At 32.5% G+C, this 15,682-nt stretch carries 22 protein-coding genes; all 22 read left to right on the top strand.

Annotated elements, in window-relative coordinates; translation table 11 throughout:
* The first annotated feature begins 13 nt into the window (after positions 1-13).
* Complete coding sequence (locus L1S49_RS17160) at positions 14-898, top strand: capsid protein (RefSeq protein ID WP_238906635.1); 885 nt, start codon at positions 14-16, stop codon at positions 896-898.
* 12 nt (positions 899-910) lie between these two features.
* Positions 911-1,144, top strand: a complete 234-nt coding sequence (locus tag L1S49_RS17155; protein WP_181601402.1) for a hypothetical protein — start codon at positions 911-913, stop codon at positions 1,142-1,144.
* 34 nt (positions 1,145-1,178) lie between these two features.
* Positions 1,179-1,529: a hypothetical protein gene (locus L1S49_RS17150; RefSeq protein ID WP_238906634.1), complete on the top strand. Its 351-nt coding sequence runs from the start codon at positions 1,179-1,181 to the stop codon at positions 1,527-1,529.
* 2 nt (positions 1,530-1,531) lie between these two features.
* Positions 1,532-1,858, top strand: coding sequence for a hypothetical protein (locus L1S49_RS17145; protein WP_238906633.1), 327 nt, complete (start codon positions 1,532-1,534; stop codon positions 1,856-1,858).
* Positions 1,855-2,238: a minor capsid protein gene (locus L1S49_RS17140; protein ID WP_238906632.1), complete on the top strand. Its 384-nt coding sequence runs from the start codon at positions 1,855-1,857 to the stop codon at positions 2,236-2,238. Before L1S49_RS17145 ends, L1S49_RS17140 begins: the two co-directional genes overlap by 4 nt.
* Positions 2,238-2,624 (top strand): minor capsid protein, encoded by a 387-nt coding sequence (locus L1S49_RS17135; protein ID WP_238906631.1) that lies wholly within the window; start codon positions 2,238-2,240, stop codon positions 2,622-2,624. The genes L1S49_RS17140 and L1S49_RS17135 overlap by 1 nt, the downstream gene beginning before the upstream one ends.
* A gap of 10 nt (positions 2,625-2,634) precedes the next feature.
* The gene (locus L1S49_RS17130) at positions 2,635-3,090 is read left to right on the top strand and encodes a hypothetical protein (protein WP_238906630.1); all 456 of its coding nucleotides are present in this window, start codon (positions 2,635-2,637) and stop codon (positions 3,088-3,090) included.
* A 13-nt stretch (positions 3,091-3,103) separates the two neighbouring features.
* Positions 3,104-3,466: a hypothetical protein gene (locus L1S49_RS17125; protein WP_238906629.1), complete on the top strand. Its 363-nt coding sequence runs from the start codon at positions 3,104-3,106 to the stop codon at positions 3,464-3,466.
* A gap of 10 nt (positions 3,467-3,476) precedes the next feature.
* Positions 3,477-3,785, top strand: coding sequence for a Gp15 family bacteriophage protein (locus L1S49_RS17120; protein WP_238906669.1), 309 nt, complete (start codon positions 3,477-3,479; stop codon positions 3,783-3,785).
* A gap of 52 nt (positions 3,786-3,837) precedes the next feature.
* Entirely contained in the window at positions 3,838-6,660 is a 2,823-nt protein-coding gene (locus L1S49_RS17115; protein ID WP_238906628.1) for a hypothetical protein, read from the top strand.
* Positions 6,661-6,670: 10 nt separating this feature from the next.
* On the top strand, positions 6,671-7,021 hold the full coding sequence (locus L1S49_RS17110; protein WP_021801072.1) for a DUF6711 family protein: 351 nt from the start codon (positions 6,671-6,673) through the stop codon (positions 7,019-7,021).
* A 14-nt stretch (positions 7,022-7,035) separates the two neighbouring features.
* Positions 7,036-7,278 (top strand): hypothetical protein, encoded by a 243-nt coding sequence (locus tag L1S49_RS17105; RefSeq protein ID WP_238906627.1) that lies wholly within the window; start codon positions 7,036-7,038, stop codon positions 7,276-7,278.
* Positions 7,271-7,660 carry a hypothetical protein gene (locus L1S49_RS17100; RefSeq protein ID WP_238906626.1) on the top strand — a complete coding sequence of 130 codons (390 nt, stop codon included), beginning with the start codon at positions 7,271-7,273 and terminating at the stop codon, positions 7,658-7,660. The genes L1S49_RS17105 and L1S49_RS17100 overlap by 8 nt, the downstream gene beginning before the upstream one ends.
* A 31-nt stretch (positions 7,661-7,691) precedes the next feature.
* The gene (locus L1S49_RS17095) at positions 7,692-11,783 is read left to right on the top strand and encodes a hypothetical protein (protein WP_238906625.1); all 4,092 of its coding nucleotides are present in this window, start codon (positions 7,692-7,694) and stop codon (positions 11,781-11,783) included.
* A 2-nt stretch (positions 11,784-11,785) separates the two neighbouring features.
* Positions 11,786-11,986 (top strand): hypothetical protein, encoded by a 201-nt coding sequence (locus L1S49_RS17090; RefSeq protein WP_238906624.1) that lies wholly within the window; start codon positions 11,786-11,788, stop codon positions 11,984-11,986.
* A 172-nt stretch (positions 11,987-12,158) separates the two neighbouring features.
* Positions 12,159-12,422, top strand: a complete 264-nt coding sequence (locus tag L1S49_RS17085) for a hypothetical protein (protein WP_238906623.1) — start codon at positions 12,159-12,161, stop codon at positions 12,420-12,422.
* Positions 12,423-12,483: 61 nt separating this feature from the next.
* The gene (locus L1S49_RS17080) at positions 12,484-12,687 is read left to right on the top strand and encodes a BhlA/UviB family holin-like peptide (protein ID WP_181600500.1); all 204 of its coding nucleotides are present in this window, start codon (positions 12,484-12,486) and stop codon (positions 12,685-12,687) included.
* A gap of 17 nt (positions 12,688-12,704) precedes the next feature.
* Complete coding sequence (locus L1S49_RS17075) at positions 12,705-13,037, top strand: hypothetical protein (RefSeq protein ID WP_238906622.1); 333 nt, start codon at positions 12,705-12,707, stop codon at positions 13,035-13,037.
* Between the two features lie 59 nt (positions 13,038-13,096).
* Complete coding sequence (locus L1S49_RS17070; protein WP_238906621.1) at positions 13,097-14,020, top strand: GH25 family lysozyme; 924 nt, start codon at positions 13,097-13,099, stop codon at positions 14,018-14,020.
* Positions 14,021-14,171: 151 nt separating this feature from the next.
* Positions 14,172-14,771 (top strand): hypothetical protein, encoded by a 600-nt coding sequence (locus tag L1S49_RS17065; RefSeq protein ID WP_238906620.1) that lies wholly within the window; start codon positions 14,172-14,174, stop codon positions 14,769-14,771.
* 16 nt (positions 14,772-14,787) lie between these two features.
* Positions 14,788-14,964: a hypothetical protein gene (locus L1S49_RS17060; protein WP_238906619.1), complete on the top strand. Its 177-nt coding sequence runs from the start codon at positions 14,788-14,790 to the stop codon at positions 14,962-14,964.
* Positions 14,961-15,623 (top strand): PIN domain-containing protein, encoded by a 663-nt coding sequence (locus tag L1S49_RS17055; RefSeq protein WP_238906618.1) that lies wholly within the window; start codon positions 14,961-14,963, stop codon positions 15,621-15,623. The genes L1S49_RS17060 and L1S49_RS17055 overlap by 4 nt, the downstream gene beginning before the upstream one ends.
* Positions 15,624-15,682 lie beyond the last annotated feature (59 nt).

Genomic DNA, 15,682 nt, shown 5'->3' with positions numbered 1-15,682 from the left:
AGGAGATGATAAAATGGCAGTATATAATTACGCTGAACAATTCACAAGAATATTACAACAAAAGTACTCAACAGAATTAAAGTCATACGCTTTAACTCAATCTAATCCAGGAATAAAGTTTTTAAACGCTCAAACAATTAAGCTACCTACATTAACATTAAGTGGTTATAAAGACCATACAAGAACTAGAGGATTTAATGCAGGCTCAGCTGCTAATGATTGGATACCTAAGAAACTAGAACACGATAGAGATATAGAATTTTGGTTTGACCCAATGGACATTGATGAAACTAATTTAGTTCTAGAAGCTGCTAATGTAACTAATACCTTTGAAGATGAACATGCTATACCTGAAAAGGATAGTTATAGATTTTCGAAACTATTTTCTGAGGTAAATACCTTTAGTGGAGTAGTAGATCATACAGTACTAGATGCAGCTAACTTCTTAGAAATATTTGATGAGCATATGGCTAAAATGGATGATGCAGGAGTACCAGAAGAAGGTAGAATAATGTATATTACACCTTCAACAAAGAAAATAGTCAAGGTTGCAGAAGGAATAGAAAGATCTATAATTGTTTCTACTCCAAACACTATCAATAGAAAGGTTCATAGCTTGGATGATGTAACATTTATTACAGTACCAGCAGCAAGAATGAAAACATTATATGATTTTACAGATGGTTGTGTTGCGGATCCTACAGCAAAGCAAATTAATTTCATATTAATTCATCCTTCATGTGTAGTATGTCGTGATAAGTATGAGTATATCAAGTGGTACACTCCAGGACATGATTCATATGTTGGGGATGGTCACTTATACCAAAATAGAAACTATGGTGATATCTTCTTACTAGAAAAGAAAATAGAGGGTATAACAATAAACGCACAAGCTTAGGAGGTGTGATAATTGAAAGCAGTAAAAGGTAATAAAATTTATACAATAGATGAAACTCAAAAGAACTTTTATATTAAGAGTGGTTTTGATATAAAAGATGACGATGGAAAGATAATCAATTATGGAGCTGGTAAAACAATATCCTATGATAAGTTCAAAGAGATTGAAGATAAAAATTCAAAATTAGAGAAAGAAAACAAAAAGTTAAAAGAAGAATTGAAAAAAGTTACAGAGAAGGGTGCTTAATAGGTATCCTTCTTTAATTTAAGGATGTGATCTAATGTATGTAGATGAAGCATATTACACTGATTTTAGTGGACAAATAGAAGAAAAGCTTAATAGCAAATTAGAGAGAGCATCAGATCAAATAGATGCTCTTACTTTTAATAGGATAGTTGGAATAGGGTTTGATAATCTAACAGAATTTCAAAAGGATAAGGTTAAGAAAGCAGTATGTTTACATGCTAATTTCATGGATCAGTATGGGGAGTATATTGATATGCCTTTAAGTGGTTTTGCTGCAGGAAGTACCTCGGTTAGTTTCAATGCTAATAAGGTTAATGGAGTTACAACTACGCAAGAAGTACTTAACTATCTTAAACAAACTGGATTAACTTGTAGGAGGTTATAGTTATGGGACTTAAATTACCATTTCCAAAGTTCTTGGCCAAGACTCCTGTAAAAGTATTTGACACTGAGATTAATGAAGATGGAGAGCCGGAAGAAACAATACTTTTTGATGGGAAATGTATCTATACAGATAAATCTAAAACAATTGTAGATGCAGAAAAAAGGCTTATAACTCTTACTGGTAAAGTGACTATTGAAGGTGACATTAATCCAGGTGAAATAATTAAAGGGCATGTGAAAATAGGTAATAATAAAAAGATTATCTATAGTTCAGAAAGACCACTTAATCCTGATGGAACAGTATTCTCAACAGAGATTAATCTAACATGAGTGTAAAAGTAACTATTAAGCTAGATAAAACTAAGATTAGTAATCTAGAAAAGGCAAGTCAAAGAGCTTTTGAAATGACAGTAGAAGCGGTACTCAGTGATATTAAAACAAGCGCTGTAGTTCCTAAGGATACTGGAGAATTAGAACGTTCAGGATTTGTAGATACTTCTCAGATTAAGAATATGATTGCATCTATAGTATTTGATACTCCTTATGCACGTAGGCTTTATTGGCATCCTGAATTTAATTTTAGGACAGATAAAAATATAAATGCACAAGGTAAATGGATGCAAATGTATCTTGATGGAGATAAGCAGAAATTCATAAAAGAAACTTATATGTATTTTCTAAAAATGCTTAGTAAGGGGTTGATTAAGTAATGCTACTAAGTGAAGTTAGAGACTTCTTAAAGACTAAAATAGACTGTCCTCAATGGTATAGTGGGAAGATTGATGCATCTAAAGAACAATGTATAGGGCTATATAGTGTACAAGGTCCAAAACCTAATATAGCTTTAGGAGGGTTAGCTAATACAAGCTACTCAACGAAGGTTATCTCTATTTTAGTACATTGGGGAAACAACTCTAATATAGCAGAACAAAAGGCACAGGAAGTATTTGATGCATTGTTTGGACAAGATGCTGTTATAGGTGGCAAGAGGGTTATTAATTTTGCTATGAGGACTTCTGAGCCAATTTCAGTCGGTACAGATAGTAATGGAATATATGAATATGTAATAGAAACAGTAATTTATTATGAAAGGTAGGTAGTGTTAAATGAGTTTTGAAACCGGAGTATTCCCAGTTTATGATATTGAATTCAAAGTTGGGACAAAAGGACGTTTAAGCGTAGAAGAAGACTTGAAAACAGTAGCTGATATGGAAACATTCAGTATAGCTATTGATGGAAAAATAGAAAAGTGGACTAGTATGACAACTGCAGGATGGGAAAGAGCATTAATGACTGGCAAAGCTCTTTCGATTTCCTTAAAAGGAAAAAGAAATGTTGGTGATCCAGGTAATGACTATATAGCAGATACTGCATGGAAAGATGGGCTTGCATGTTCATCAATAGCTCAGGTTAAGTTTCCAAATGGAGCTAAACTTGATTTTGACTGTATAGTAGATGTTAAAAGCGTTGGTGGTGGAGATAGTACAAATGTAGCTCCATTAGAGTTTGACTTAGTAGGTGATGGTAAACCTGATTGGACACCAGCACCAGTAACACCTTAGGAGGGATGTATAAATGGCAATGGGAAAAGTTTATGATATTATGAGCAGGCTTACTAATAATAAGCCTATTGTAAAGATTGATGAAGAGCACAAATACGAGGTAAGCAATAGTAAGAACCAGGCTATCTTCATCAAGCAACTTATGGAAGATGATAAGATAGATGATTTTGAAAAGATGGATAAAATTATAGAAGCAGGTCTTGGAAAAGAAGCTTTAGATTATATCAACAGTCTTAATTTATCTTTAGTTGCTAGTAGCACCATTATAAATGTTATAATGGCAGCATTGAATGAAATGGACTTAGAAGAAATGGATGCATTAGCGGAGGAAGAAAAGAAAAAGTCTCGATTTCACAAAAAGGGAAAAAGCAAATAAATGGTATGATCTGATAGAAGATTGGGACCTAATAGAAGCTTCTTTTGCAATGCAATATAATATAAGGCTTAGAAGTGAAACTGAAATGTCATGGGGAGAGTTTTGTACTCTATTAAAAGGAATAATGCCAGAAACACCACTAGGTCAGATAGTTTCTATTAGAGCAGAAGAAAACAAAGATATGCTTCAAAACTTTACTCAGGAACAACATAAAATAAGAAATGAGTGGAGAGAAAAGCAATTAGAAGATATGACAATTGAAGATACAGAGGAACAAATGCAAGAGCTACAAGAACTCTTTGCGAAAATGTTTGGATAAGCACTTAGAATAATCTAGGTGCTTTTTATTATTTATAAAGTGAGGTGAGAATATGTCGGATAGTGTAGGAAAGATAAGTTTAGACTTAGAGATTAAGAGTGACTTAGGAAAACAGATTCAGGACGCTTCTAACAAAGTTGGGAAGGAATTAAAAGATTCACTTCAAGGAATAGAGACTTTAGACTTTAGTAAATTAAATGAAAATATAAGCGCATCTCTTAAGGTTGCTATGGATAGAGCTTTTAGTGGTATGGATGTGATAATTGACAGTACTTTAAAGATAGTTCAAACAAGGATAGATGCAGTTATAGAAGCAACAAAACAAAATATGCTTAAGGCTATAGCAGAAGTTAACGCGGCTGCTACAGCATCACTTGAAAGTTTTAAGGCTTTAGCTGCAGGAATAAAAATGCCAAGTATGAATTTCCCAACAGCTCCTACAAATCAGCTTCCCCCAAGCGTAAGTCCATCAACTTCTCCTATACAACCTAGGGCACCATCCATTTCTTCAATTAACACTGGGAATATAGATGTATTAAAAGCTCAAATAGATAATTTAACAGCTAGTTTAGATAATACTAACGCAAGAATAGATCAACAGAAAGATAAGCTTAAGAACTTAAAGGAACAATATAGCAATACTTTTAATCCTAATTCTAAGAATAAGCTTCAAGATCAGATTCTTAAAACAGAAGCTAATATTATTAAGCTTACAGCGACTTCGGATAGGTTAGGATTTGCTTTAGCTGATTTAGATGTTAAATACAGTATGCTTTCACAAGCAAGTTCTCAAGCAATGAATAAAGTCACTGTGGCAACAAATCAAAATACTGCTTCAGTAAATAAAAAAGGTATGGCTTTAGATGAAGCTTCTAAGGGGATAGGATTATTTGCTAAAGAAAAAGAAGTCATGGAAGCAGGGGCAATAGCAACTGGCAAAAATACTAAGGCTGTAAATACTAAAGGAAATGCTCTTAAAAATGCAGCAGGACATGCGAGTAATCTTGGGAAAAAGGGTAATAGTGCTTTTAACATATTTGGAAATGCTGTTAAAAATACAAATAAGCATATGAGCGGATCACACAATCAATTTAATATGATGATGAGGTCAATAGTTACTTGGGGATTAATATTCCCTGCAATTATAAAAGGGATAACAGCAACAGGAAGATTCTTAGGTCAAGCTATGATGACTAATCAGCAGTTTACAAACTCCTTAGTACAGATAAAGAGTGATTTATATACTGCATTTATGCCAATATACCAAGCTGTACTTCCTGCCATAAATACTTTGATGAGTGCTTTAAGTACTGCAACAGCTTACTTGGCTAGTTTTATGAATACGCTCTTTGGAAAGACATTTAAGCAGGGGATGCAATCAGCTAAAGGGCTAGTTGCTGCTAAGGTAGCTATGGGAGCTTATGGAGAAGCAGCAAAGAAAGCTGGAAAAGATGCAAAGGGAGCTCTGGCTGGGTTTGATGAATTAAACATCTTAAATACTAGTAATGATGATGAAGCAGGAGCAGGAGCAGGAGGTTCAAAAGTTCCAGAGATAGTTACACCTAATCTTGATACTTCAGCTTTAGATAAGAGTACTAGTGTATGGGCTCAGAGATTCAAACAAATTCTTGGCACTATTTTTACTCCTTTTAAAAATGCATGGGCTAAAGATGGGGCAGGAGTTATGGCTGAATTTAGGAATGCTGTAGATGGAACAAAAGGAACTCTTAGTAACTTCTTTAATATGTTAGCAACTCCACCAGTGCAGTTATTTTTAGAGAACGTGGGGAGATTGATACTAGCAATTATAAAGCTGGGATTGAGAATATATGATAGTTTTATACTTCCTATAGTTAATTGGTTTATTAGTATATTACCAGGAGCAGCACAAGGCTTAAATCCTATTATTGAAATAGTAACTAGACTAGTTAACTATCTTGCAGGAGATGGATTTACAGGGGTTCAAGTATTTCTTGCTATAGTAATTGGACTTGTGGCTGGAATAAAAACTTTCATAGTAATACTTGAAGTAATTGCATGGGCTAAAAATTTAATTGTAGTTTTAAAAGGTGTATGGGCTGTAATGATGGCTAATCCAATAGTGTTGGTTATCTCAATAATAGTCGCATTAGTAGTTGCGTTTATGACTTTATGGGCCACGAATGAAAACTTTAGAAATGCAATGAAAGCCATATGGGAAAATATAAAAAACATATTTGCAAGTGTTATGACTTGGTTAAAAGATGCCTTTGTTAAGGATTGGTCTACTGTATTTGGTATCTTTGGTGATCCAATGAATGCCTTCTTTGTAAGTGCGAGAGATATATTTAACTCTGTAAAGCAGATATTTAGAGGATTAATAGACTTTATTGCAGGAGTATTTACAGGTGACTGGGATAGAGCGTGGCGTGGAGTAGTCAATATATTCGGAGGCATATTTAATGGAATATCAGCTATTGCTAAGGCTCCACTAAATGGATTGATAGGGCTTGTTAATGGAGTTATTAGTGGACTTAATAGAATTTCACTCCCTTCATGGGTTCCAGGAGGACTAGGAGGAATGGGAGTAAATATTCCAAAGATTCCTTACTTGGCCAAAGGGGGAATTATAGACAGTCCAACATTAGCAATGGTTGGTGAAGCAGGAAAAGAAGCTGTAATGCCTTTAGAGAATAACACTGGATGGATTGATTTACTAGCAGACAAGCTAACTCAAAGACTTGGAGGATTAAATACTGGTGGCGGTGGAAATACATCTGCTGATAGAGCTGTAGAAATAGTAATTCAATTAGGTGGATATGAGTTTGCAAGGTTCATTATAGACAGTATAAATAAGCTACAAAGACAATCTGGAAGAACATTATTAGAGGTTTAGGGGGTAGAGTATGGATATTGAGAAATTATTAATAAATGGAATTGAAATGCCTGCCCCTAAAGATTTTGATGTGGGAATTTTAGATTTAGATAGTGAAAAATCCAAGAGAAATCTTAGAGGGCGAATGCACAGGGATGTAATAGCTACAAAAAGGAAAATAAAATGTGAATGGGGACCACTTACAAGCGCTGAAATTCTTACTATACTTCGAGAAGTTATAAAAAAAGAGTTTGATGTTACTTATTTGGATCCATTAGGAAGTATTACTTTAAGTATGCATACCAGTGAAAGAAATACACCTAAGCAGTCTTTTGGCTCAGGTATGTGGAAGGGCTTAAGTTTTAATTTAATTGAAAATTAGAAAGGATGATATGAATGTTAAAAACAAATAAAAATATAACTGTAACAGGAGAAAGCATAGTAAACAATGTACAGGTTGTATATATGCAAGCAACTATAAAAACGGATGGAACTAATAATGCTTCTATTTCTAAAAACATAACCAATCAGGAACTTTATAATAAAAATAGAACTGAGGTAAGATCTGATATGGAAGCTTTTGAGGAAGAAGTTTATAAAGTTGAGGATGAATTAATTGGAGGTACTGCAAATGAGTAAAGTAAAACTAAGTAATGAACAAATAATAAATGATGCAAATAAATTGAGAGCTATATCGGAAAAGCAATTACCTGTAAAGGTGTCTTATGCTCTAGCTAAAAATATAGGTAAAATAGAAAGTGAGCTTAAGGTTTATAATAAAGAAAGAAATAAACTTTTAGATCAATACGCCACTAAAGATGAAAAAGGGGAATTTAAATTTGATAAAGAGGGTCAGGTTATCTTTAAAGATGGATGTAAAGAAAAATGGGATAAAGATATCAATGAACTTTTAGAGATAGAGAATGAAATAGATATTCATAAGTTTAATATTAATGAGCTTGAAGGATATAGTATTTCTCCAAGTGAATTAATGGTGATTGATTACATGATACAGGAGTAACCTCTATCTATTCTAGGAAAGGAGGTAGACTATGTATAATGTGACACAAACATTTTTAGATAAAATAAAGTCATACAGTAGGAGTTTTGATAGCTCTATAACTATACGAGATGTTACTTTTACAGAAGATGATATTATTAGTATTTCTTTAAGTGAAGATGTCAACTCAGTAGATAGTTTTATGCTTGGATCAGTAGCTAGTAATGTACTTGAAATTGAGATTATGAATGTTCCTGAAAGCTTAATTTTAGATGGTGCTAAAGTTACAGCTAAGATAGGAGTTAATACTGGAAGTACTTTTGAATATGTACCATTAGGAGTGTTCTGGATAGATGAAATTAAGAAAGACAGTTACTCAGTAAAGTTTACATGTGTAGATAATATGATTAAGCTTGAAAAGGCTTATTTCTCTAATCTTAGTTATCCTGCAAGCATAAATTCAGTAGCTCAAGAGATTTGTACTAAGGTTGGAATAGAGTTAGCTACAACGCTTCCAAGTACTCAGATTAATAAAATAGAAGGATATACCTACAGAGAAGCTATTAGTTTTATAGCTTCTTTTTTAGGTGGCTTTGCTAGATTTAATAGACTTGGAAAGTTAGAAATAGTTTCTTATGCTACAACTAATATTAGGGTAGAAAATCAATTTAGTTTTACAACTAATGAGAAGCCTTTTACTATAGGTAAAATATCATGCCAGGTAGGAGAAAATATTTTAACTTCAGGTAGTAGCGGTAATGAAATACAGCTTGAAAATCCTATCATGACACAAACTCAGCTTAATAACATCTACAATACTTTAAAAACTCTTAATTATATGCCTTATGATATGGAGTATGAGGGTAATCCAGCTCTCATGGCAGGGGATAAAATAACAATAGTAGGTCCAGATGATGTTACTTATAACACTTTATTAATGAGACATAAAATATCCTATACTGGTGGGTTAAATGCGACTGCTAGTGCTGTAGGAAAAACAGAGCAAGGGCAAGAGTTTAGCTCTGGTGGAAGTCTTAAAAATAGTGTTAGCAGAATGGTTATTGAACAGGCGAATATAAAGATTTTGCTTGCAGAAAAAGCTACTATAGAGGATTTAACCGCTACTAATGCATTTATAGAAAATCTCTATGCAACTAAAGCAACAATACAAGATCTTACTGCAGCTAATGCGAGAATAGATAACCTGGTAACTACTAAGGCAACAGTTGCGGACCTAACTGCAGCAGTAGCAAGAATAGGAGTACTTGAAGCTGGAAGTGCAACAGTAACTCAGCTTAACGCTGCTAATGCAAAGATATCTACATTAGAAACTAGAGCTGCATCTATAGACACACTTTTAGCAGGTAACTTAACAGCTGATAACATGAAAGCTAATCTAATAACTGCAGGTACTACACTAATTGCGGATGGATCTATAGCAAGTGCAAAGATTATAAGTTTATCAGCTGACAAAATAAATGCTGGAAAGATAAATACTAATTTAGTTAGTATTCAATCATCTAGCGGAAATATGCTTATTTCAGATAACACTATTAAAATAAAAGATAGTACAAGAGTTAGAGTTCAGATAGGTAAGGATGCAAGTAGTGACTATAACATGTATGTATGGGATAGTTCAGGAAATTTGATGTTTGATGCAACTGGACTAAAAGCTTCAGGGATTAAATCAAAAATTATTCGTGATGATATGGTAAGTGATACTGCTAATATTAATGCTACTAAGATAGAGAAGGAAAGTTTAGTAACTCGTATCAATGGAGCTACAACATTGCTATTAGCTTCTAAAGTAAAACTAGATACTGAAAATCAAACATTAGAAGTCGCTTTTAATAGTTTAAAGAGCACTGTTACAACTACGGCTAGTACAGTTACTAGTCAAGGTACTTCAATTTCAACTATTCAAGGACAGATTCAAGCTAGGATATGGCAGCAGGATATAGATACTTTAGAGGATAGTTTAGATACAAGGATAAGTTCTACAGAAACATCTATAACCGCTATGAATAATGCTATTAACTTGAAGGTTAGTACAAGTGATTTTAATACCTATAAAACCAGTAATGATAATGCAGTAGCTTCTAAAGCTTCTCAAAGTGCGTTAAATATAACCAATGGAAATATCAATAGCTTGACTACTAGAGTGAGTACAGCAGAAAGCTCTATAGCTGTATTGCAAAGTCAAATTAGTTTAAAGGTAGAGCAATCTGATATTGTTACAGCTATTGAAGAAGCTATTGATGAGATAGATACTAAAATATCTACTACCAAGGCTGAGATTAAATTAACTACAGATAGTATAATATCTACAGTTTCTAGTGTACAAAGTTCGGTTACTACTCTAGGAAATAGAGTTACAAGTGCAGAGAGTAGTATATCAAGTTTAAATAATTCTATAACTCTTAAAGTTAATACAAGTGATTTTAATAGCTATAAAACTACTAATGATAGTACTTTAAGTATTTTAACAAGTAGAATAAGTTCTGCAGAACTCAAGATAACAGACAGTGCTATAGTGGCTACTGTTAGAACTAGCACAGCATACACTAATGACTTATCAGCAAAGGCTAATCAATCAGCTTTAAATACTACTAATAGTACAGTAGCTCAATTAAGCTCTGAGATAAGTTCCAGAGTGAAAAGTAGTGATTTTGAAACTTATAAAACTCAAACAGCTACTCTAATATCATCTAAAGTTAATACTGGAGATTTTGGAACACTTATTACTCAAAATGTTAGCAGTGTGAAATTTGCTGTAGGTCAAATAGGTGGTACTAACTATATAAAAGATAGTAGTTTCGAATTTGGATCAATTATTATGGGCTCTATTAATGGCGCAACAATTTCAAGAGAAGGGACAAATGGAACGTATCCATATATTAAAGATGGCTATTATAGATATAAAGCAATTACAACAATAAATAAAGATGCAGGTTTATATACTGATGTATCAAATCTTATAGTAGGTTCAAAATATACATTTTCAGCATGGGTTAGACCAGGTGCTGCATCATTAAATATAAAACTAAAGATATATACTACCGGTTGGGCAATTGTTAATATGACAGATAATACTGCTCCAACAGTTGGCAGCTGGTATAGATTTTCGTGCACATTTACAGCAAGTGAAACAACTCAAAGATTATGTGTGGTAAGTTATAATCCTTATGAGGCTACGTTTTTTACGGATTGTTGGCAACTTATTGACGGAGAAAATGTTACAGAATGGAGTCCTAATCCAAATGAAACAAGTAATATAAGTGTAGATATATCTGATAGTGGGCTAACCGTAAGGAATGGAGCAATAAGCATACTTAATAATGCAGGAACTCAGGTTTTAAAAGGAGATACAAGTGGAAATTTAACTATCAGAGGGGACTTTACAACTTATGATGATACTACAGGTAATATGGCAATGAGACTTAGTAAAAGAACTATGTATTTCCATGACTATGATAGTAACAATGTATGTGGTGAGGTCTTTGCAGGTAAAGTAGTCGGAAGTGTAACTACTAGAGGTATGGTTTTTGGTGCATATAGAAATAAGTTTCTATATTTAGCATGCCAGGATACTAATAACAATATGTCACCTGTAATAACGGTAGACAATGGAGCTTTTGGAAGTGCTGGAACAGTAACAATTACAGGTGGTAAGCAAATAAATACTCAAAATCTTTATGTTAGTGGATCTAAAAACTGTATTCAAAGAACACAGAATTATGGAGATCGTCTGTTATATGCCTATGAAACCACAGAGAATTATTTTGGAGACTTAGGTTTTGGAAAGATAAATGAAGATGGTGAATGTATAGTAAGTACAGATGAAATATTTGGAGAGTGCGTGAATACAAATATTGAATATCATGTATTTACACAAATTTATCAAGGAGCTATAGCTAAAATAGAAAGATATCCTAACTACTTTATTGTAAAAGGTGAAATAGGAACTGAATTCTCATGGGAATTAAAAGCTAAGAGAGCAGGATTTGAACATGTAAGATTAGAGCAAAAGTTTGTAGAAGAGCATGGTGTCGAGAGCATAGAAGATGAATTAAAGCAAGTAATAAGTACTGATATAGCGGAGGAACTATATGAGGATTTAACAGATGAATTATTGGAGGTGTGAGAATGTTAATGTTAACTGGTGTGGCAATAGTCACTACAGCAGAAGGTAAAAGAGTAACCTACAGTTATTCTGAGGTAGATGAGAATGGAACAATAGTTAAATCTAATATTAAGAGAAGTTTTGTTGCTGTAGATCAGGAGTTGAAAAATATTATAGATCAATTAGAAAGTAAAGTTTCTACTCATATGAATATAAATGAATAAAAAGAAGATGCTCCTTGTGTACAAAGCATCTTCATTTTAATGAATTTTATTAATGTAGAATATCTTTATTATTATCAAGTTCAAGAAATTTATACATTAAAAATAATCCCTTTACACGAGAACGAATGTTCGATATAATGTTAATATTAATTTCTTGAGGAGTTGGTATTCAATGAAAGCTATAGCTAAACCTATTGATGTTATAGCGTGGTTTACCGAAGATGGTACGCCTAGTCCTATTAGATTTAGAGTAAAAAATACAGATGAATCTAAACAAGTTATAAAAGTTGACAGGGTTGTTTTCATGCAAAGAGAAAAATTAGCAGGAAATCCAATGATAGTATTTAGATGTCAGAGTCTAATAAATGATGTAGATAAAGTTTATGAAATAAAATATGAAATTAATACTTGTAGATGGTTGTTATGGAAGATATAAAGGGAGTTGAAAAAATCAGCTCTCTTTTTATATTGAAAAATATTGTTTAAGAGGTGAAGAAATGGAAAGTGAAATAGTTAAATATGTGATAACTCAAGGGATATTCTGTGTACTGTTTGTATGGTTATTAATGGACACAAGAAAAGATTCAAAGGAAAGGGAAGTAAAGTATCAGGAAACTATTGATAAACTTGCAAGCTCAATAGGGACTATTGAGGATATCAAGGAAGATGTAGAAGATATAAAAGAAATAATTTTAAAATAAAAAGGAGAGATTTTATTATGGAAAGTTTATTAACTTTAATTTGGGAATGGAGATATGTAGTTTTATATGTATTAGGTGTTATTACTTTTGCAGTATTTCAAGGTAAGCAATGGGTTAAATCTCAGGCGTATGCGTTTATGTTGCTAGCTAAAAGTAAGGCCAAGGATGGAATTTTAAACTCTGGACAAGCACAAGAAGATTGGGTGGTAGAAGCATTATATATCTTATTAAAGAAACTAAAGATACCATTTTTAACTGAAGAGAATGTTAGAACTATAGTTAAGAAGTTATATGTAGTAGCTAAAGATTATTTAGATGATGGAAAAATAAATAGAAGCGTATCAGAGTAATATATGGGGCCTTATGTCTCCTTTTAAATTAAAAAAATAAATAATTGGAGGAATGCAAAATGATAAAAGGAATAGATATATCAAATCACCAACCAAGTGTGGATTTTAACGCACTTAAAAACTCAGTACAAGTGGTAATTATGAAAGCTACTGAAGGAGTAACATATAAAGATTTATTGCTAGAATCTCATTATCAAAAAGCTAAAGCAGCAGGTTTTCCATTAGGATTTTATCACTTTATGAGTGAGGGTTCTTCACCTTCAGAACAGGCAGTAGCTTTTTATAATGCTATAAAAGATAAGCAATATGAAATATTACCTTGCTTAGATATAGAAACTAATAACCAAAACAGAAGTGCTTCACAAATAACTGATAGGTGCTTAGAGTTTTTAAGCAAGTTCAAGGAGTTATCAGGAATAGATTGTATGATCTATACAGGTGGTTATTTTGGAAGAGATAATTTAGATAGTAGGATTAAAGAATATAAAGCATGGATAGCACATTATGGAGTTAGTTCTCCTATGTCTACAGGTTTTAGAGAGGTAGTTGGACACCAATATACAGATGTAGGAAAAGTTCAAGGTATTAATGGGAATGTTGATTTAAATAACTTTACTGAGGGCGTATTCTTAAGTGGTCAGCATACTAATATAGATCAATCAAGACGAGAAATAGATGTTAATGGATGGGTTGCTAGATTACAAGATGAGTGTAATACTCAAGGTTTTTCTAATCAAAAAGTTGATAATGCACCTGGTCCAATAACATTGTCAGGGTGTCCACTTCTAAAAATAGGAGCAAAGGGTAATATAACTAGACTAGTACAAGAAAAGTTGAATGCATTAGGATTTAATTGTGGAGAAACAGACGGAATATTTGGAGAAAAGACAAGAGCTGCAGTTATTAACTATCAAAGATCAAAGGGATTATCAGCAGATGGTATCGTGGGACAGAATACTTGGAGAAAACTTTTAGGATTATAAAACAAAGTCCCTGTATGTTAAGTGATACAGGGGCTAAATTAGATATTTCCACAATAAAACAGATATTTACATTTATTTAATTTAAATATATACTTATATTAATATAAGTTAATTATACATAAATATTTTTAAATTTAAGGAGGGGGAGAAAATGAGTAACATAGGAATAAATCAAATTAATTTGGTAATCCCAACAGCATTTGGTGAAGTTACTGAGAGAAAACAAAACGTAGCCTTCGATATATTAAAGGAAAAAAAATTCAATGGAATTATTAGAGATCAAAACGGAACTGTAGTTATTCTTAGCGATTTAAATGAAAATGTAAGTATAAGCTTAGATAGAATATCATACTCTAAGCAAGGAAACAATATAGATGTTGAAAGGGTAAGAGATGTACTAAGTTCTTTAATAGATGCATTCATGTTAGACTTTGATATGTTTGGGTTTCTAGATATTCAAGGAACATCTAGGACAGAGAACTCGCATAATGAATCAGTTAGTTTATTCAATAAAAAATATAACGCTAAGTTAGATGGATTAAATGTTTACGGCGTTGGATATAGATTCTTGATATCTGATGAGTTAGGGGAAGGTGAATTTAAGGTAGAGCCTCTTATAAACAATAAGCTTTATAATTTTCATCAAGTAATATTTCATATTAATAAAAGAAAAGTAAGCTTAGATGAATTATTTTCAAAGTTGGAGGGAATAATTGCAAATATAGATCAATACAATATAAACATAGAATAATTTAAAGGTGGGTATTATGAAAAGAGGTTTGGATGATTTAAAAAAGAAAGCTCAGAAACACCCCTTTTATAATTTAGATATTGACAAGAGAGCTGAAGTAGTAGCAAAAGAATTTGAGGATTACGATGACAAAAAAGCGCCATATAAATTAAGAAGGGAAGCCCTTTTGGATATGAGGGGGGAGACTTGGTGAATAAAGCTTCTATTTTTTTACTTGAGAAAAAAGCTGATAAATATAAGTTTAATAAGATTCCTGAGGCTATATATGTAGACACATGCTTTTGGAATGAGGCTTATGGTCATAATTCAACATATGGAAAAGATTGTAGAGACTTTATAGAACATTGTGCTAATAACGGAACTATACTATGCACATCTGGCGTAGTTTTTGGAGAAATACAACATATAACAAAAAAAGCCTTTTTAGAGGAATATGCTAAAAGGGAAAAAATTATAGTTCCTAAATATAGAAACGGCACATACAATATGAAACTCTTCTATGAAAATTTAATTGAAACTAATGCAAATATTGCAGAACAAATAGATGTAGAAATAGATAAAATAAATAATTCTATAAAGAAGTATTCAATGGAATTAGACTATGACGGCAATGAGTCCTTTACAAGACAAATAAGGGATATTCAAAGGAATACTAAATATATCATAGGGGAAAGAGACGCTACTCATGTAGCGATTTATCATAATAATGAAATAAATAGCGTTGCGACAATAGATGGAGATTTTTGGTCATTAGATAATCAAAATATATATACAGTGCCGAATCCGAATTATAGGACTAAAATTTTAGATAGGGCCAATGTATTTTTGGATTATAAAGAAAATAAATACTAAAGAAGTACAAGCTAGCAACATAGAAATAAATTACAGGCTCTCTTATGAGAGTCTATTTT

Origin of the sequence: Clostridium sp. YIM B02506, assembly GCF_022324845.1 — a bacterium.
In the GTDB taxonomy this organism is placed as follows: domain Bacteria; phylum Bacillota; class Clostridia; order Clostridiales; family Clostridiaceae; genus Clostridium_T; species Clostridium_T intestinale.
The sequence above is the reverse complement of the archived record's forward strand: the minus strand, read 5'-3'. Positions and strand labels throughout refer to the sequence as shown.